Genomic DNA, 18,093 nt, shown 5'->3' on the forward strand with positions numbered 1-18,093 from the left:
AGGCGATGATGACCGATTTCACCCCCAACGAAATGATGACCATCGCGGCCTCTCGCGAGCTATCCAACGACGACGTCTGCTTTGTCGGCATCGGTGCGCCATCGGCCGCCTGCAACGTGGCGCGGCTGACACACGCGCCCGATATCACCCTCATCTACGAAAGCGGAACCGTCGGCACCAAACCGGACGTGCTGCCGCTGTCGATCGGCGACGGCGAGCTTTGCGATACCGCCCTCTTCACCGTCTCCGTGCCGGAGATGTTTCGCTACTGGCTGCAGGGCGGCCGCATCACCACCGGGTTTCTCGGCGGCGCGCAGATCGACAAATTCGCCAACCTCAACACCACGGTCGTCGGTCCCTATGACCATCCGAAGGTCCGCCTGCCCGGTGGCGGCGGCGCTCCGGAGATCGCGTCGAATTGCGGCCGCATCTTCATCACCATGGCGCTCTCCAAACGCGGCTTCGTCGAAAAACTGCCCTTCATCACCTCGATGGGCCATGGCGAAGGCGGCGATCATCGCGAACGCCTCGGCATGAAGACCAAGGGGCCGACCCGCATCATCACCGACCTCTGCATTCTGGAGCCCGATCCGGTAACCAAGGAGCTGACGGTCGTTTCGATCCACCAAGGGGTGACGCGCGAGCAGATCGTCGACAACTGCGGCTGGCCGATCAAGTTCGCCGAAGACGTGATCGACACACCGGTGCCGACCGAGATCGAACTGGCGACGCTTCGCGACATCAATGCCCGCACAAAGAAGGCCCACCAGGGCAACAAGGAGGCCGCATAAATGGCCGATGCCTATATCTGCGATTACATCCGCACACCGATCGGCCGCTTCGGCGGCGCGCTCTCCTCGGTCAGGGCGGACGATCTCGGCGCAATCCCGCTGAAGGCGCTGATGGAACGTAACCGGTCGCTCGATTGGGAAGCGGTCGATGACGTCATCTTCGGCTGCGCCAATCAGGCTGGCGAAGACAACCGCAACGTCGCGCGCATGTCGCTGCTTCTGGCCGGGCTGCCGGCAAGCGTAACGGGCACGACCATCAATCGCCTCTGCGGCTCGGGCATGGATGCCGTCATCACGGCCGCGCGCGCCATCAAGTCTGGCGAAGCCGAGCTGATGATTGCCGGTGGCGTGGAAAGCATGTCGCGGGCGCCCTTTGTCATGCCGAAGGCGGAAAGCGCCTTTTCGCGCAACGCCGAGATTTATGACACCACTATCGGCTGGCGTTTCGTCAACCCGCTGATGAAGAAGCAATATGGCGTCGATTCCATGCCGGAGACCGGCGAAAACGTCGCCGAAGACTTCAAGGTAAGCCGCGAAGATCAGGACGCCTTTGCGCTGCGCAGCCAGGCAAAGGCAGCGGCCGCCCAGAGCAACGGCCGCCTGGCAAAGGAAATCGTCGCCGTCACCATCCCGCAGCGCAAGGGCGATCCGACTGTCGTCGAACGAGACGAGCATCCTCGCGCCACGACGATGGAAGCGCTTGCCAAGCTCGGCACACCCTTCAAGAAGGAAGGCGGGACGGTCACCGCCGGCAATGCATCCGGCGTCAATGACGGCGCAGCAGCACTGATCATCGCCTCCGAGGCGGCGGCCAAAAGATACGGCCTCAGGCCGATCGCCCGCATCCTCGGCGGAGCAACCGCCGGCGTTGCGCCGCGCATCATGGGTTTCGGCCCGGCTCCAGCCTCGAAGAAGTTGATGGCGCGTCTCGGCCTGACGCAGGAGCAGTTCGATGTCATCGAACTCAACGAGGCCTTCGCCTCGCAGGGGCTGGCGACGCTGCGCGATCTCGGCATTGCCGACGACGATGGCCGCGTCAACCGCAACGGCGGCGCCATAGCGTTGGGTCACCCGCTCGGCATGTCCGGCGCCCGGATCACCGGAACAGCGGCGCTTGAGCTCGCAGAAACCGGCGGCCGCTACGCCCTTTCAACCATGTGCATCGGCGTCGGCCAGGGCATCGCGGTGGCGCTCGAGCGCGTCTGAAGCATGCCGCGCAAAAGTGTGCAGCGGTTTTGCGGCAACGGCATGCGCAGCAAGCGGAACTGAAAGTCAGACAGGGAGCCGTTCGATGACGGCTCCCCCTTTTCCCCTCACACGACTCTCGTTCGCGCCGCGCCACGACGATCAGCTGCAGTGGCATCGTGACGAAGAAGCGGAACGCGGTTCCGTTGTTTCGACATCCACACACCGAACCATTCGCCAGCACCTGACATGAACCTGGCCCGCCATGGGCGGGACCTATGTCATCGCGTTCCCAGGCTGCGTATTGACTCTCGTACGACATCATAAGATAACCAACACGTTCTAAAACTATTTGGTTATATAAATGATCCCATCCGAACGCCTCGACGCAACCTTTGCGGCTCTCGCCGACCCGACACGGCGCGCCATCCTTGCCCGTCTTGCTCTAGGCGAGGCGTCGGTTCTGGAACTTGCGGAACCCTTCGCCATGAGCCAGCCGGCGGTGTCAAAGCACCTGAAGGTCCTGGAACGCGCCGGGCTGGTTTCGCGCAGCCGCGACGCGCAGCGCCGACCCTGCCGTATCGAGATCCATCCGCTCACTGAGGCGACCGACTGGCTGGCGGAATACCGCAAGCTTTGGGAGGCGAATTTTTCCCGGCTCGACACGCTGCTTGAGGAACTGAAGGCCAGCGGTGCGACACAGGCGCCGGCCGCGCAACCCACCGATTTCACCACGAAGGAGGAATGACATGAATGCCGCATCGAACAAACTGACCGTCACCGCCCATGGCGACCGCGAAATTCGCATCATTCGCAGCTTTGACGCACCGCGTCCGCTGGTTTTCGACGCCTTCACCAAGCCGGCTCTCGTCAAGCGCTGGCTGACCGGCCCTGACGGCTGGTCCCTGCCCGTCTGCGAGATCGATCTCAGACCCGGCGGAACCTTCCGTTATGTCTGGAAGAGCACCGAAGGCACCGAGATGGGCATGGGCGGTACCTATCGCGAGATCGATGCGCCGGACCGGATCGTGCATGAGGAACTCTTTGACGAGGACTGGACCGGTGGTCAGACGCTGGTGACCACGCACTTCGTCGAGGACGGCGGGCGCACCACGGTGACGACTGCCGTCGTCTACTCCTCGACGGAGACGCGCGATGCCGTCCTCAAGTCGCCGATGGAGAGCGGCATTGCCATAGGCTATGACCGCCTCGAGGGAATTCTCACCACCGAGTTTGCAAAATAGTCATGCAACGGCCGTGGGCAGAGTGATCCGCCCACGGCCCGATATTTATTCCGTCCAGATCGCGACGTCGACGGGACCGAGCTTGCGTGCACCGACATGGAAGGTCGCGCCGGCGCCGGCCGGCACTTCGGCCGCCCCCTTGCCGTAGTTGAAGGCGAAGTTGAGCTTGCCGCGGCGGGCGATGCGCAGATCGCCGAGATCGGCGAGCGCTTCGACCGAAGCCCAGCCCAGCGCGTCATTGATCGCCTTCTTGAGCAGATCGCCACGGGCAGCCGCTGCCATATAGCGTGCCTTGTCGTTCCCGACGAGTGCCGGTGCGCCATTGCGGTACTCCCCTTCGAAGGTCGCCAGCACCGTCTCGCTCGTGCGCACGGTTTCCCGCCAGATGCCGGCCGGATAGGTCTCGTTGCCGTAAAGCACCGCCTCGCCATGGAATTCCGGCAGCGACTCGACACGGGAGACACTGACGTCGATGAGTGCCGCGAGCGGTCCCGGCGGCAATCCCTCGGGAATGTGCATGTCCTCGGTCTTGCTGCCGCTGCGCGGTCCGAACAACACCTTGGCTTGCGACTTCGCCAGCTTCTCGACGAAGGTCTGGGTGGCGATGACAAGGTCTGGCGCCAGCACCAGTTGGTAGCCGTCAAGGTCGGAGTGCTGGCCGATGAAATCGACGTCGACGCCGAGGCGCGAGGCGGTCGAATACCAGTCGAGCGCCGTCGCCGAGGCCGAGTAGGTCCGGCCCTGCGGCAGGGCGCGCGTCGCCCATCGCGAGTTGTAGTCGAGCAGGATCGCGACCTTGGCTTTGCCGCGGGCCTCGCCCTTCGGCAGCCGCTTCATCTCCTCTGCAACCTGAGCCACTTCGAGATAGCCCTGGTCGGGCTCGCTGTTGGGGAGAAGCAGGCCGGCATGGAACTGCTCCTGCGCAAACGGCACCTGCCGCCAGCGGAAATAAGAGACCATGTCGACGCCATGCGCATAGGCAAGCCAGGTCCAGAGCCGCACCATGCCGTCGGCCGGCGACTGGTTGTGCGCTGCCCAGTTGACCGGTCCCGGCTGCTGTTCCATCACCCAGACGCGGCCGCGGCCGACGGCACGGTAGAGATCGTGGTTGAAGGCCGGCTGGTCCGGGTCGCCGACACGCAGATAGCGCCCCTTGTCCTCCGGCGAGAGGCGGCCGTTCAACAGCCCGCCCATCGGATAAACGTCCCAGGACGCGACATCGATGTCTTCGCCGACCTTGTAGTGATCGAAGTCGGTGTTCTGCGACATGAAATTGTGCGTCACCGGACGACCCGGCGAATGCTTGCGGATGATGTCGACCTGCGCCTTGTTGAAGCTCTTCACCTGGTCGGACGAGAAGCGGATGAAGTCGACGATATGCGTCGGGCTCGGCTCCTCGACGAGATTGTTCGGCAGCTCGACTTCGTCGAAGCTGTTGTAGTTCATTGCCCAGAAAGCCGTTCCCCAGGCCCGGTTCAGCTCGTCCGTCGTGCCGTAGCGCTCGGCGAGCCACAGGCGAAACGCCCGCTCGGCCTCGTCCGAATAGCTGTAGATCGTATCGTGGTCGCCATATTCGTTGTCCGTCTGCCAGGCATGGACGAAGGCGTTCTTGCCGTAGCGCTCAGTCATGGCCTCGCAGATGCGTGCGGCCTCGGCACGGTAGGTGCGACTGGAGAAGCAATAATGGCGCCGGGCACCAAACTTGCGCACCACGCCCTTGACGTCGACCGGCAGGATGTCGGGGTGGCGATCGATCAGCCACTTCGGCGGCGCGGCGGTCGGCGTGCCGAGAATGACCTTCAGGCCGGCGCTGCCGAGCACGTCGATCGCGTCGTCGAGCCACTCCCAATGAAACTCACCGGACCTCGGTTCGATCTTCGCCCAGGCGAATTCGCCGATGCGCACCCAAGTCAGGCCGAGCTCGACCATGCGGCGGGCGTCCTCTTCCCATTTCTCGCGCGGCCATTGCTCCGGATAGTAGCAGACGCCGAGTTCGAGCATATCGGTCTCCTGCTGGTCGGCGTTGAAACGGTTCGGTCTCGTCAGGGGCATATGCAAGATCGGGTCCTTCGTCATGCTTTTGGCCGGTTTCACCCGGCACTTCGTCTTCGATGCGAGCGCCCTTGGAGATATAAACGTTTATATCACCAGGCGCAGTCGTGTTGCCGTCGGGTCGTTCTTCGTCTTCAGCGTCTCGGGGGCAGGCGGTCGTCGCAACGCTCGATCAGCTTCGGCATCAGCAGCGTCTGCAGCGCCTCCGGCGGCTCTCCCTCCATCCGGCGAAGGATGTAGGTTCCGAGCAGGCTGCTCGGTTCGCTGATCGGCAGGTAGTAGGTGGTGATCGGCGGCGCGAAATACTGGCTGACGTTCAGATCGTCGGTAGCATTGATGACTGCATCGCGGCCGTGCACGAGGCCGCGTTCGTGGAAGCCCGAGAAGGCGCCGAGCGCGGAGGCCTCATTGGCGCAGATATAGGCGGTCGGCGGATTGGAAAGATCCGACATTGTCAGCACGTTTTCCCGCCCGAAGGCCGGCGTCAGCCGCCCATGCGCGACCAGAGCCGGGTCGAAGGGCAGGCCGGCAACTTCGAGCGCGCGCCTGTAGCTTTCAAACCGGGTTATGCCATAGCTTAGATCCGACAATGGGTTGAGCAGGGCAATGCGGCGGTGGCCGCGCTCGATCAGTCTCGCCATCGAAACGCGGATCATCTGCTCGTTGTCGGCATCGACATAGGCATGCGGCGCGTTGTGAATGCTCGTGCCATAGGTGACGAAGGGAAAGTCCGCCGCCTGCATCGTGCGGATACGCGGATCGTCGGCGCGCGTGCCCGAGATGATGATGCCGTCGGCCTTCTTCAGCGAGACGATCTGCTTAATGACCGCCCGGCTTTCCTCGAAATTCCTGACTGCATAGAGCGAGACCCGATAGGGGCTGTCTTCCAGCGCCCAGGAAATGCCGCTCAAGAGCTGGGCGTATTCCACGCCTTCCCACTCGTTCTGCTTCGGGCCGGGCGCCGTCATGATCGCCGCGACCTGATAGGTCTTGCCGGTGCGCAACTGCACGCCATGCATGTTGAGTTCGTAGCCGACGCGCTCCGCGGCCTCGATCACGATCGCGCGCGTCTCCGGGCGAACCTGAGGCGAATGCTTCAGGGCCTTCGAAACGGTGGCAATCGACAGCCCCGTTTCCTGCGCAATGGTCTTGATCGTCGGTCTCTGCATGGCGTCTTGGCTCGTCACGGGTTGCTAGATCACGATGATTTTGGGTCGGCTCGACCCAAAATCATAAACGTGATCGATCCTCATAAGTTAGAGCGGGATGCGGGCGGAAAACCGCACACACTTTCCTCATCCCGCTCTGTGCTGAGCGATGCCGCCAGCAGGAGATAGACTGCGGATGTCCAGGCGAACGCCCGATCGCGAAGGCCCCTCCCCGACCGCGCATCGAAGTTTTCGGCCATACCGCTTTTGCTGGCAAGTGAACAGAACTTTTCCGCGATTTCGCGCGTCAGCTCAATCTCCCCTTGCCGACGAAGACCATCCCAGAGGAGCAATGTCGTCGGTGCCCAGATCGGTCCGCGCCAGTAACCGTCATCCTCGTAGAACGAACTTTTCGGGCTTTCCGTCGCCGGCCCCCAGGCGGTGACGAAGCCGCCCGAGACGAGACGGGCAACGAGCTTCTTGCGCATTTCGTTCGGCAGACGCGTGCCAAGCAGCAGCGGCATGAACTGGATCAGATTTTCGCCCGGCAGAACCCGATCCGGTGCACCGGCGAGCCGGGCGCCGAAGGTTTCACCGGTCCAGAGGCGATCAAACAGCAGCGCCTGCAAAGCATCCGCCTTGGCGTTCCATTCCGCGCCACGCGCCGGATCGCTCTCAAGCAAGGTCGCAAGCGCCTCGCAGGCTAGAATGAGGAACACCGGCAGATCGGGCGAGATGACCGGACCGCCCTCGGCAAAGAAGGTCGCATTGTCCCAGCCGCTGTCGTTGCCGTGAAAATAGCTCGGCAGCGACGTTGCGTTCGCACGGGCGTAGGTCAGCCAGTAATCGACCTGCCTGCCGATCGCATCGCGCAGATAGGCCTTGCGCTCCGCCGTCAGGAAATCCGGGTGCCTTGCCGCGATCAGCGACACCGCCCAGCCATGCACCGGCGGCTTGGTAAAGGCGAAGAGCACGTCGCGATCGTTGATGTAGTCGGGCAGAAGGCCGGAAGCGTCCTGATGGTCGAAAATCGCGGCGAACTGATCAAAGGCGAGTTCGGGATCAACAGCCGCCACACCCAATGCTGAAAAGGCGTTGTCCCAGCTCCAGATGTTGATCATGTGGTTCTTGGACATGTAGATCGCCGGCCGTGTCAGCTGACCGCCGACCGGAACGCCGTTTGCCCACAGCAGATAGCTTGCCAGCCGATGCGCCTCGTCCTGTCCGCGCGCGCCGCTCGGCACATTTCCATGCCACTGCTCGAACTCGACAGTGACGCCGGAAAGCGCGTCGGCGAAGCTCTCAAGCGGCGTTGTCGGCGGCACAGTGCGGAAGAAGTCGACATTGCCCTCGAAAACGCCTGTGCCCGTGAAGGCGAAGGAGACGTCGGCCGAGTGGTCGCGCTGCCAGGCACCGGAGACTTCAAGGGCGCCCGACACCGCGCGGGGGATGAACTTGACGTTTTCGACGGCGGCCACCAGGCAATCGACGCCCGCCGGCGTGCGATAAACATAGTCATAGCGCGACCCTTCGAGATGGAAGCGCACACCGGCGTTCTCACCACGGACATGCAGCCGCTCGCCTTCGCCGATGACGAAGGTCAGCGATCCCGTGCCGATGCGGGCAACCAGGCGCTCCGGCGTCAATTCGAAGGTCGCCTGCGCCGGCTTGCCCGAAGCGTCGAGGAACTCGACCCGGCAGAGGCGCCCAAGCGAGGGCCGCTCGTCACCGCCGGCAACGAAGCGGAGATAAAGCGCACGCGCGCCGTCGCCACCCGGCACCTTCATCATCGAAAGCGTCAGAAACCGCCCCCTCCGACTGAAGGGGATATGATCGATATCGAACAGCATCGTTTATCCCTTCACCGACGAGCCGACCGCGCCGTCCATGATGTAGCGCTGGGCGACGAAGAAGAGCGCGAGCGGCGGCAGGCAGAGGACCACCGTGATCGCGGCGATCGAGGTAACGTCGACCTCATGCAGCCCCTTGAACATCGAAAGCCCGAGCGTCAGCGTGTATTTCGACTGGTCGTTGAGGAAGATCAGCGGACCGAGATAGTCGTTCCAGGCGTTCATGAAGTGGAAGGTGCCGACCAGCACCAGCGCCGGCATCATCAGCGGCAGATGGATGCGCCAATAGATGTCGAAGGCGTTGGCCCCATCCATACGCGCCGCTTCGTCGATCTCCATCGGCACAGTCATGATGTACTGGCGAAGCAGGAAGACGAAGAAGGCGTCGGCGAAATACGCCGGCACGATCAGCGGCTTCAGCGTGTTGATCCAACCCAGCATGTTGAATTCCATGTAGAGCGGAATCATCTTCACGTCCCACGGGATCATCATGGTGGCCAAAAGCACGATGAACAGCGGATCGCGACCGGGGAAGCGGAAGCGGGCGAAGCCATAGGCAACAAGCGAGCTCGAGATCAGCTGCCCGATGGTCGAGAACAGCACGACGATGACCGAGTTGCTCAGATAGGTGCCGAAGGGCTGCTTGTTCCAGGCAGCGGCAAAGTTCTCCCAATGCCACTCCGACGGCCAGAAGACCGGCGGGAACTGGTAAAGGTCGGCGGTGCTTTTGATCGCCGTCATGAAGGTCCAGTAGAACGGCGCGATGAAAAGCGCCGAGAGCAGGATCAGCGCGGAATAAAGCAGCGTCTTACGCATGGCCTTCTCCATCGTTCTGGCGGACTTCGCCTTCGTAGTAGACCCAGGCGGCCGACCAGCGCATGACGCCGAGGCTGAGAGCCAAAACGATGATGAACATCACCCAAGAGCCCGCGGCGGCATAACCCATATCGAAATATTTGAAGGCGTTGTCGTAGATATACATGGCAAAGAAATAGGTGGAGCCGAGCGGACCGCCCTTGGTCAGAAGCAGGGCGATGGTCAGTTGCTGGAAGGCGGAGATGATCGAGGTGATGAAGGTGAAGAGCAGCATCGGCCCGAGCATCGGCAGGGTGATGAACAGCATCTGCGCCCAGCCCGGAACGCCCGACACAGTCGCCGCCTCGTACAGCTCCTTCGGGATGGCTTTCAGGCCGGTCAGAAGGATCAGCATGGTGCCGCCGAGCCCCCAGAGGCTGGCGATGATGATCGCGACGATCGCCAGGTTCGGGTCGCCGAGCCAGTTCGGCCCGTCGATGCCGACGAGCGACAGCATGAAGTTCAGGAGGCCGTATTCCTTGCTGTAGATCCAGCTCCAGATCGTCACCAGGGCGACGCCGGAAATGACGCTCGGCAGATAGAAGGCGGTGCGGAAGAAACCGCTGGCAAAGGTGATGTTGTGCAGCATCAGCGCCAGCAGGAACGACATGATGATGTTGAACGGCACATAGATCGCCGCGAACTTCACCGTGATCCAGAGGCTCTCCCAGAACTGCGGATCGTCGAACAGCATCGAACGGTAGTTGTCGAGACCGACGAAGGTTCGCTCGCCGACCACGGGCCAATCGTAGAAGCTCATCGTCAGGGAGAAGACGAGCGGGCCGAGCGTGAAGAACAGGAACCCGAGGATCCACGGGGAGATGAACAGATAGGGCGCTGCATAGTGCGCGATGGCGGAGCGCTTGCGCCTTGCCACCTTGGGCTCTGCCCCGGCATAGGTCATATCCATCTCCCCGTACTCCCTTCGCTTACTTGATCAACCGCTTGGAACGGCTGACCGCATCATCCAGATGCTGCTTGGCGTTGCCCTGATCGATCATCGTTGCTTCGATGGCGCGCGCGAGATTGTCCTGCACCTTGCCCCAGTTGGCGTTCTTCAGGAACGCATGGGTTTCGGTGTTCGAAGTCGCGAGAACGTCGAAGAACGGCTTGTAGATCGGGTCCGTGGTCATGCCCTTTTCTTCGGCAACGCTGGTGCGAACCGGCAGGTCGTTGGTGCGCATCGCAACGGCTTCAGGTGAGGAGAAGAACTTGACGAACTCCCAGGCGAGGTCGGCATGCGCCGCATCCTTGGCGATCGAGATCGCCGAGACGCCAAGCGCGGAATGCGCCGTCTTGTCGCCGAACTTCGGCAGCGGTGCGACGCCATATTTGAAGCCGGCGGTATCGATGCCTGCCTTCGACCACATGGCGCTCTGGAACATGGCGATCTTGCCGCCCTTGAACAGCGTGCTGCCCGAGGTGTCGTCGCCGAGGTTGAGCGTGATCGCTTCCTGCGTCTTGGCCATGTCGCCGAACATGTCGAGGACCTGGGCGGCCGCATCGCTGTTCATGTAGCCGTCGATCTGCTTGCCATCGTCGGAGATGTACTTGGTACCGTTCGACCACAGGAACTGCTCGAAATCGTAAGGATCGGGCTTGGCGTCGACGGCAAAGCCGTAGACCTTGTTCTTCTCGTCACGGAACTTGGCGGCCTTGGCGCGCAGGTCGTCCCAGGTCCAGCCATCCTTCGGCTCTTCGACGCCGGCCTTGGCGAACATGTCCTTGTTGTAGAAGACGACCTGGGTGGTGAAGCCCGACGGCATGCCGTAGGTCTTGCCTTCGACGCGCGTCGTGTTCATCAGACCCTTGGGGAAGTCGTCGGGTTTCACCTCGGCGGCGTCGCGCGCGATCAGGTCGTCGAGCGGCATCAGCGAGGTGTAATACTGCGGGAAATTCCACATATACATGACGTCGGGCGGGCTGCCGGCACCGAAGGCGGCGATCAGCTTCTGATCGTAACCATCCGCGTAAGGCTCGACCTGAACCTTCACGCCCGGGTGCGTTTCCTCGAACTTCTTGGCGATCGCCTGCTGGATGGCCAGGCTTTCATCCGTGTCCCAGGTGGCAAAGCGCAAGGTCTCTTCCGCGCGGGCCGTGGCAGCTCCGGTCATCGCCAATACCATGAGCGAGCCGATGAGCGACTTCGTCTTGTTCTGCATGCTTCTCCTCCTCATTCGGGTCACGCGACCCTTTTGCTCTTTTCCTGATTGATCAGCATCTGCGTCTCGGGATCGAGCGCCCTGGCAATGGCCTTCCCGTCCGCATCGAACAGATGGCAATGCTCGGGCGGAATGCGCAGATGGATGCGCTCGCGGTTGGCGACCGGGTGCGTGCCGCGCACGACTGCCGTCATGTCAGCGCCGTTCTCAAGGCCGATGTGAACATGGCTCTCGGTGCCGAGGCGCTCGACCAGGCGGACATCGCCGATCAAGTGCGCTTCCTCAGGCGAAACCAGCTCGAGCTTGTCCGGGCGGATGCCGATCGTCACCGGCTTATCCTTGGCGATGACGGCCGAGGATAGGGTTTCGAGCGCCAGGTCCCGCACCAGGCCGCCACTGGCAAGCGTCAATTCGGAACGGTCCTGACGGACCAGATTTGCGGTGACGAAATTCATCCGCGGCGAGCCGATGAAGCCGGCAACAAAGAGGTTCGCCGGCTGGTAGAAGAGTTCGAGCGGCGTGCCGAATTGGCTGACCTTGCCCTTGTCCAGGACGACGACGCGGTCGGAGAGCGTCATCGCCTCGACCTGATCGTGGGTAACGTAGATCATCGTGACGCCAAGGCGCTCATGGAGTGCGGCAAGCTCGACGCGCATGGTGACGCGCAGGCCGGCGTCGAGGTTCGACAGCGGTTCATCGAGCAGAAACAGCTTCGGCTCGCGAACGATCGCACGGCCGATGGCGACGCGCTGGCGCTGGCCGCCGGAAAGCTGGCGGGGCTTGCGGTTCAGAAGCTCGGAGATGCGCAGAATGTCGGCAGCGTTATTGACGCGGCGCTCGATCTCGTCGCGCTTCATGCCGTTCAGCGCCAGACCGAAGGACAGGTTCTTGCGCACGTTCATGTGTGGATAGAGCGCGTAATTCTGGAAGACCATGGCGATATCGCGCTTGGCCGAGCGCAGATCGGTGATATCGCGATCGCCGAGACGGATCGAGCCGGAATCGAGTTCTTCCAGGCCGGCGATCGAACGCAGAAGCGTGCTCTTGCCGCAACCCGACGGCCCGAGAAAGCAGACGAATTCGCCGTCGGCGATATCGAGATTGATGCCCTTCAAGACTTCGAGCGAACCAAAGCCTTTGCGCAGATTTTCAATACGGATAGCTGCCAACGGGCCCTCCCCTGATGGCGAACGTTGCGGCACAAGGCTCGACGGCCAACTTACCACACGCTCGTGTTAAACGTTTATATGAACGATAAAAACGTTTAACTTCGTTGTAAAGAGGAAAAATCGACCCCGGGGAAATTGCTGTGCACGACAAGGGGCATAAAACCGATACGGCCGGTGCATGACCGGCCGTACCGCTTCTGGATCAATGGTTTAGGCGCCCGAGCGTCTCGTCGAGCGCATCAAGGAAATGGTCGCAATCGGCGGCGCTGAACGGTGCCGGCGGCTTGACCTTCAGCACGTTGTGGTGCGGCCCCTCGCTGCTGAGCAGGATCCGGTGCCTGCGCTTCATTTCGGCGATGACGAAGTCAAGCTCGCTTGCGGCCGGTTCCAGAGTCTCGCGGTTGCGCACCAATTCGATGCCGTTGAAAAGACCGTAGCCGCGTACGTCCCCGATGATGGCATGGCGCTTTGCCAGCGCACGGGCGCCGTCCATCAGCCGGTCGCCGACGACCTGGCAATGGTGCATCAACCGCTCGTCGCGAATGACGTCCAGCACCGCAAGGCCGATCTCGGCCGAAACCGGATTGCCGCCGAAGGTGTTGAAGTATTCCATGCCGTTGGCAAAGGATGCGGCAATCGCCTCGGTGGTGACGACGGCGGCCATCGGGTGTCCGTTGCCGATCGGCTTGCCCATCGTGACGATATCAGGGACCACCCCTTGCGTCTGGTGCGCCCACATATGGCTGCCGACACGGCCGAAGCCGACCTGCACTTCGTCGGCCAGGCACAGGCCGCCGGCGGCGCGCACATGGGCATAGGCCTCGTGCAGATAGCCTTCCGGCAATGTCAGCTGCCCGCCGGTCCCCAGAATGCCTTCGCTGAAGAACAGCGCCGGGCGACGGCCGGTGGCGGCCAGCGCCAGCACCTGATTGCGTACATCGTCGGCATATTTATGGCCGGCTTCAACGTCGCCGTAGCGATAACGGCCGCGATAGAGATCCGGCATTTCCGCCACCTGCACGTGGGCGGGACGCCCTTCGCCGCCCTTGCCGGCAAACTTGTAGGGGCTGACGTCGATCATGCTCGACAGATGCCCGTGATAGGCGTGATCGACGGTGATGACGTCACGGTTTCCCGTGTAGGCGCGCGCAAGCCTGAGCGCCAGGTCATTGGCTTCGCTGCCGGAATTGACGAAGAAGCAGACGTTGAGCGGGTCGGGGAACTGTGCGGCTAGCCGCCGCGAATATTCGACCAGCGAATCGTGCAGATAACGGGAATTGGTGTTGAGCCGCCCCATCTGCGCTTGCGCCGCCTTGACGACGCGCGGATGGCAATGGCCGACGTGGCAGACATTGTTGACCATGTCGAGCCAGCGTGTGCCATCCTCGTCGATCAGGTGGGCGCCTTCGCCGCCGACGATCTTCAGAGGTGCCGCTCTATAGGCGATGCTGAGCGAACGGCCGATGCGCCGATGACGCTCGCGCACGAGAAAATCCTTGTCGCGCGCCACGATAACGGAGGCTGGTACAGGCAACCCAAACACGACGCTCGGATCGGGGCTGACATCGCGCCAGACCTGCCACTGATCGCGGACACCGACGCCGAACATGCGTCCCTCAAGACCGAGATGGTCAGTCACCAGCTGGAAATGAAGATGCGGCGCCCAGTTGCCGTTTTCCTCAGTGGCACCAAGCGTAGCGAACCTCTCGCCTGTGGCAATGCGCTGGCCGATCGCCAACGTGGCGATAGTGTCGCGCGACAGATGGCCGTAGAGCGTCCAGAAGATGTCGCCTGTATCGGTTGCATGTTCCAGCAGGACCGTCGGGCCGAAACCGAAGGCGACGGCATCGTCGTGAAGAAAGGCGACCTTGCCGGCGAATGGCGCATGTACCGGCTCCAATGCCGGCGCGAAGATGTCGACGCCGAGATGGATCGAACGGCGCTCGCCGGCGATTGCCGTTTCATAGGCCTCGCCCTGATAGATCGCGCGATCCTCGCCATAAAGGCCTATGCCGAAATCCGCGTTCTGCTCGCGGATACGGGCCACAATCCGCGCCTCGGCACCCCTGGCGTCCAGTGTCGCCCACTGCGCTGCCTCGGGACCGGATGCAGAGAAATCAAAGACGGCGACTTCGGGCTTGGCGACCGACGGCTTGACGATGGCGGAGAAGTGATGGGCATTCTGCTCCAGCCAGCGCGCGACGGCAGCCGCATGTGCGATCGGCGCAAAGCCGCAGGCGTCGCGGATGCGGGCAATGGCAATCGTGCGGTTCTCGCGCTCCAGACGTTGAAGCTCGCGCCAGACATCCTCCTGGCTGACGAGCAGGTACGTATTCTCAGGGTTGTCGCGGATCTGCTTGGCCGCCATGCACATGCTGACGGCATAGCGCGTGCGAACGAGGTCGAAGATCAGGCCGGCCTCGGTCTCGCTGATCGGGTTCGGGCGGTGATAGGCGCCCGCGAGCACCACGATGGTGCCGACCGCATCCGCCGTGCCGATCAGCGCATAGGCCGCAGCGACGGCAATCTCGACGACGCGCCAGGTCTCGACCATATCGCCGAAATCCAGGAGCCCACTGACATGCCCCTCATCGACCAGCAGCACGTTGTAGTCGTTGGCATCGTTATGGATGACCTGACGCGGGCAGCCTTCGAGGCTCGGAAGAACCGACGAAGCGAACCGTTCGAGGATGGCGCGAACCGCGGCCCGCTTGTCGTCGCCTTCGATCAGATCCACATGCTGCAAGTGCATATCGGCGCGGCCGATATCCCAGGCATAGACGCGTTTCGTGCCGGCATGGGCAAAGCCCTTGAGGCTGTGATCGAGCCGACCGAGCAGGTGTCCGAGCGTTTCCGCGCTCGCCGGACCGCGGGAGGCAGATTTCGCCCAGATATCGCCCGGCAACCAGGTCAGGAGCCGCGCGGTGCGCTCACCGCGGACCGTCGCCTTGACGGTTGCCGCACCGGCGCGGCTAGGCACTGGCCGCGAGACCGGCAGGTCGGCCGCCGTTTTCGCAAGCTGGTCGAGCACCGCGACCTGCATGTCGAGGTCATCGGCATCGCCTGGCGCGTGCAGCTTCAGGAGATATTGCTCGCCGTCTTGCGCACGAATGCGATAGTTGAGGTCGTGTTCGCCCGGCAGTGGCGACACGTCCCCTTCAATGCCGTAGGCCTCGATGAGCAGTGCCCGGATTGCCGCCAGTTCCTGCTCTGCGTTCAAGTCATTCTGTGTCATGCCCGCTGCTTGTCCCGTCACCATGAAATCCGTCGTCCGTCGTAGCTGCGGAAGCTGCCGCTATCGGCCATGTCCGCTTCGTCGATCATTGCTTTCAACCCGGCGGCACTGGTTGCCACCGGAACATTCGCCTCGTCCCCGCCCATGTCGGTCTTCACCCAGCCGGGATGCAGCGACAAAACGGCAATGCCGTCCTTGCGGAAGTCTTGCGCCAGCTTCACCGTCGCTATGTTCAACGCCGCCTTCGAGCAGCGATAGGCGTAGTCGCCGTCATCGTCGTCGAGCGTGCCTTCGGCAAGCGAGCCGGCGCGGCTGGAGATGTTGGCGATGATCCGGCTCTCGCCGGCAAGGAGGTTCGCATGCAGGGCGCGCGCCAGAAGCAGAGGCGCCAGCGCGTTGACGCGCATCACCGCGACGAAATCGTCGCAGTCGAGCGTTGCCAGCCCGCCGATGTCGCCACGGATGCCGGCATTGTTGATCAGAACGTCGATGGCCACGCCTTCAAGCGCGCTGCCGAGGGCTGCGATTGACGTAGGGTCGGAGACGTCGAGCGACAGCGCTTCAATCGCACCGTCGAAAGTCGCTTCCCCTCGGGCACAGGCAATGACCCGCCAGCCACCGGCCGCATAAAGCTCCGCGAGTTTGCGACCCAGACCACGCGAGGCGCCGGTGATCAGCACGGTGCGGCGGGTCTGTTTCGCCGCTTTATCGATGCTTGATGTCATATTTTCTCTCGACCATGTTCACGAGGCTTGCCGCGGCGAGCGTCAGGAAGATGTAGAAGATCGCGGCGGAGTTATAGGGCGCGAACGGCAGGAAACTCGCCGACTGGAACTCGCGCATGCGCTGGGTGATGTCCCGGATCGACAGGATTGACAACAGCGAGGTGTCCTTGAGGATCGCGATCAGTTCGTTGCCGAGCGGCGGAATGATGATCCTGAAAGCCTGCGGCAGAATGACGAGCCGCGCCGTCTGCCAGCGATTGAGGCCGATACTGCGCGCCGCCTCCACCTGGCCGACCGGGATGGCGTTGATGCCGGAGCGGAAGATTTCGGCGAGATAGGCCGAATAGGCCAGCGCCATGGCGACGATGCCGCGTACCAGATTGGGCGGATCGAGCACGCCTTGCGTGGCGTCCTTCAAAGCGCCGCTGAGCGGCAAGCCGACATAAAGCACGATGACCAGCATCGGAATGCCGCGAATGGTATCGACGATGAATTCGGAGCCGACGGCCAGCGGGTGGCGTTGGTGCAGATAGCCGCCGAACGTCAGAAGTCCGAGAATGATCGCAAGCACCGCAACGGTGATGCCGGTCGCGCGATCGCGGTCATTGAGCGCTTCGGTCTTCCAAAGCACCGGCAGATCTTCAGGCGCCGAGGCTACCGGCAGCAGGGCGGCGCTGACGCCTTCGTTCTTGGCCATGGAGGCGAGTGCCTCGGTCGGGCCAACAAAGGTGCGCACCGGCGTCTCCGTCTGCGGGGCGCCGTCATACTGGCCGAACCGTACCGCACTGATGAGACCCGCCGGCGTGTTGGTGACGATGCCGACCTTGCCGTCGAGCGAACCGGCAAGCACGTAGGTGTCGCGCGGCTGCAGCAGGAACCAGGCGGCTACGAGCGCGAGAATCAGCGTCGCCACGGCGAAATAGAGGCTGGTGCGCACCGTCGAGCGCAACTGCAAGAGACCGACCCAGACGAGCCCCATCACCGCGGCCAGAATATAGGCGGCAATCGCCGCGCGGATGGTGGTCGCCACGCCCGCGGCAAAGGCGATATGCGCGAAGAAGAAGATGAAAACCAATCCGGCGCCGTTGACGACGCCGAGGATCCAGCGCCCGATACGGCGCAATGGACTATCCAATGGCTCACCGGCGCGCTCGCCGGCGAAAAACAGCCCAAGACCGAGAATGCTCAACACGAGGTATCCCGGGAACAGCCACGCCTCGACGCTGCGAACCCACAGATCGGCCGCCTCCGTCAGTTGCCGCGGCGTCACGCCCTTGACGATCAGCTCCGACTTGAACGGATCGACACCGTTTGCCACCACCGAAGCGATGAATGGATGAATGCTCTGCCCGAGCAACAGGACGAAGGCGGCGGCAACGTTCAGCACCGCCGCGGCAACGGCCCATTTCTGGCGGCCCGCCTTGGGCCGCGAGAACAGGAGCACGCCAAGTCCGGCCGAAAAGGCAATTGCCAATGCGAGAAAACCGGGCACGAAGGCTGACGAGCCATTCTCGACGCCAAGGATGGCGCGAAGCGACCGCTGGTAGTCTCCGGAGGATACGAAGAGATAGATGATGAAGGGCAGCGCGGTCAGGATGATGAGATTGCTCGGACGCACGCTTCTCAGGAACGACATTCATTCCTCCGGGTATTGCTGTTGAAAAGGCTAGTCCCCGA

14 protein-coding genes are annotated in these 18,093 nt (G+C 62.7%); 4 read left to right on the forward strand and 10 right to left on the reverse strand.

The genetic code is table 11. The features are described from left to right. Positions 1-8 precede the first annotated feature (8 nt). The 4 genes from BC363_RS04440 (at position 9) to BC363_RS04455 (ending at position 3,220) form a co-directional block, all read left to right on the forward strand. On the forward strand, positions 9-791 hold the full coding sequence (locus BC363_RS04440; protein ID WP_065785846.1) for a CoA-transferase subunit beta: 783 nt from the start codon (positions 9-11) through the stop codon (positions 789-791). After that, positions 792-1,997 carry a 3-oxoadipyl-CoA thiolase gene (gene pcaF, locus BC363_RS04445; RefSeq protein WP_065785682.1) on the forward strand — a complete coding sequence of 402 codons (1,206 nt, stop codon included), beginning with the start codon at positions 792-794 and terminating at the stop codon, positions 1,995-1,997. A 343-nt stretch (positions 1,998-2,340) separates the two neighbouring features. Further along, on the forward strand, positions 2,341-2,724 hold the full coding sequence (locus BC363_RS04450) for a metalloregulator ArsR/SmtB family transcription factor (RefSeq protein ID WP_141690218.1): 384 nt from the start codon (positions 2,341-2,343) through the stop codon (positions 2,722-2,724). A 1-nt stretch (position 2,725) separates the two neighbouring features. Next, entirely contained in the window at positions 2,726-3,220 is a 495-nt protein-coding gene (locus tag BC363_RS04455; RefSeq protein ID WP_065785683.1) for an SRPBCC family protein, read from the forward strand. Positions 3,221-3,265: 45 nt separating this feature from the next. On the opposite strand, the gene BC363_RS04460 is transcribed toward BC363_RS04455, so the two are convergent. From BC363_RS04460 to BC363_RS04505, 10 genes are all read right to left on the reverse strand, one after another. After that, positions 3,266-5,278 carry a beta-galactosidase gene (locus BC363_RS04460; RefSeq protein ID WP_065785848.1) on the reverse strand — a complete coding sequence of 671 codons (2,013 nt, stop codon included), beginning with the start codon at positions 5,276-5,278 and terminating at the stop codon, positions 3,266-3,268. Between the two features lie 128 nt (positions 5,279-5,406). Continuing rightward, on the reverse strand, positions 5,407-6,441 hold the full coding sequence (locus BC363_RS04465) for a LacI family DNA-binding transcriptional regulator (protein WP_065785684.1): 1,035 nt from the start codon (positions 6,439-6,441) through the stop codon (positions 5,407-5,409). A gap of 80 nt (positions 6,442-6,521) precedes the next feature. Then, entirely contained in the window at positions 6,522-8,270 is a 1,749-nt protein-coding gene (locus tag BC363_RS04470; RefSeq protein WP_065785685.1) for a trehalase family glycosidase, read from the reverse strand. A gap of 3 nt (positions 8,271-8,273) precedes the next feature. Then, entirely contained in the window at positions 8,274-9,086 is an 813-nt protein-coding gene (locus BC363_RS04475; protein WP_065785686.1) for a carbohydrate ABC transporter permease, read from the reverse strand. Further along, entirely contained in the window at positions 9,079-10,035 is a 957-nt protein-coding gene (locus tag BC363_RS04480; protein ID WP_065785687.1) for a sugar ABC transporter permease, read from the reverse strand. Before BC363_RS04480 ends, BC363_RS04475 begins: the two co-directional genes overlap by 8 nt. A 19-nt stretch (positions 10,036-10,054) precedes the next feature. Then, positions 10,055-11,287, reverse strand: coding sequence for a sugar ABC transporter substrate-binding protein (locus BC363_RS04485; protein WP_065785688.1), 1,233 nt, complete (start codon positions 11,285-11,287; stop codon positions 10,055-10,057). A gap of 20 nt (positions 11,288-11,307) precedes the next feature. After that, positions 11,308-12,456 carry a sn-glycerol-3-phosphate ABC transporter ATP-binding protein UgpC gene (gene ugpC / locus BC363_RS04490; protein ID WP_065785689.1) on the reverse strand — a complete coding sequence of 383 codons (1,149 nt, stop codon included), beginning with the start codon at positions 12,454-12,456 and terminating at the stop codon, positions 11,308-11,310. A gap of 202 nt (positions 12,457-12,658) precedes the next feature. Then, the gene (locus BC363_RS04495; protein WP_065785690.1) at positions 12,659-15,691 is read right to left on the reverse strand and encodes an aminotransferase class III-fold pyridoxal phosphate-dependent enzyme; all 3,033 of its coding nucleotides are present in this window, start codon (positions 15,689-15,691) and stop codon (positions 12,659-12,661) included. Between the two features lie 17 nt (positions 15,692-15,708). Continuing rightward, a complete protein-coding gene (locus tag BC363_RS04500; protein WP_065785849.1) occupies positions 15,709-16,371 on the reverse strand; it encodes an SDR family oxidoreductase in 663 nt (220 codons plus the stop codon). A gap of 25 nt (positions 16,372-16,396) precedes the next feature. Then, positions 16,397-18,052, reverse strand: a complete 1,656-nt coding sequence (locus tag BC363_RS04505; protein WP_065785691.1) for an amino acid ABC transporter permease — start codon at positions 18,050-18,052, stop codon at positions 16,397-16,399. Between the last annotated feature and the right edge of the window lie 41 nt (positions 18,053-18,093).

Source organism: Ensifer sp. LC384 (genome assembly GCF_001695865.1).
Lineage (GTDB): Bacteria > Pseudomonadota > Alphaproteobacteria > Rhizobiales > Rhizobiaceae > Ensifer.

What these genes read in the sequence shown, in the direction of transcription:
- BC363_RS04440 (WP_065785846.1), top strand. Translation starts at nt 9, where the DNA reads ATGACCGATTTCACCCCCAACGAAATGATGACCATCGCGGCCTCTCGC.
- pcaF (WP_065785682.1), top strand. Translation starts at nt 792, where the DNA reads ATGGCCGATGCCTATATCTGCGATTACATCCGCACACCGATCGGCCGC.
- BC363_RS04450 (WP_141690218.1), top strand. Translation starts at nt 2,341, where the DNA reads ATGATCCCATCCGAACGCCTCGACGCAACCTTTGCGGCTCTCGCCGAC.
- BC363_RS04455 (WP_065785683.1), top strand. Translation starts at nt 2,726, where the DNA reads ATGAATGCCGCATCGAACAAACTGACCGTCACCGCCCATGGCGACCGC.
- BC363_RS04465 (WP_065785684.1), bottom strand. Translation starts at nt 6,441, where the DNA reads ATGCAGAGACCGACGATCAAGACCATTGCGCAGGAAACGGGGCTGTCG.
- BC363_RS04470 (WP_065785685.1), bottom strand. Translation starts at nt 8,270, where the DNA reads ATGCTGTTCGATATCGATCATATCCCCTTCAGTCGGAGGGGGCGGTTT.
- BC363_RS04475 (WP_065785686.1), bottom strand. Translation starts at nt 9,086, where the DNA reads ATGCGTAAGACGCTGCTTTATTCCGCGCTGATCCTGCTCTCGGCGCTT.
- BC363_RS04480 (WP_065785687.1), bottom strand. Translation starts at nt 10,035, where the DNA reads ATGGATATGACCTATGCCGGGGCAGAGCCCAAGGTGGCAAGGCGCAAG.
- BC363_RS04485 (WP_065785688.1), bottom strand. Translation starts at nt 11,287, where the DNA reads ATGCAGAACAAGACGAAGTCGCTCATCGGCTCGCTCATGGTATTGGCG.
- BC363_RS04495 (WP_065785690.1), bottom strand. Translation starts at nt 15,691, where the DNA reads ATGACACAGAATGACTTGAACGCAGAGCAGGAACTGGCGGCAATCCGG.
- BC363_RS04505 (WP_065785691.1), bottom strand. Translation starts at nt 18,052, where the DNA reads ATGTCGTTCCTGAGAAGCGTGCGTCCGAGCAATCTCATCATCCTGACC.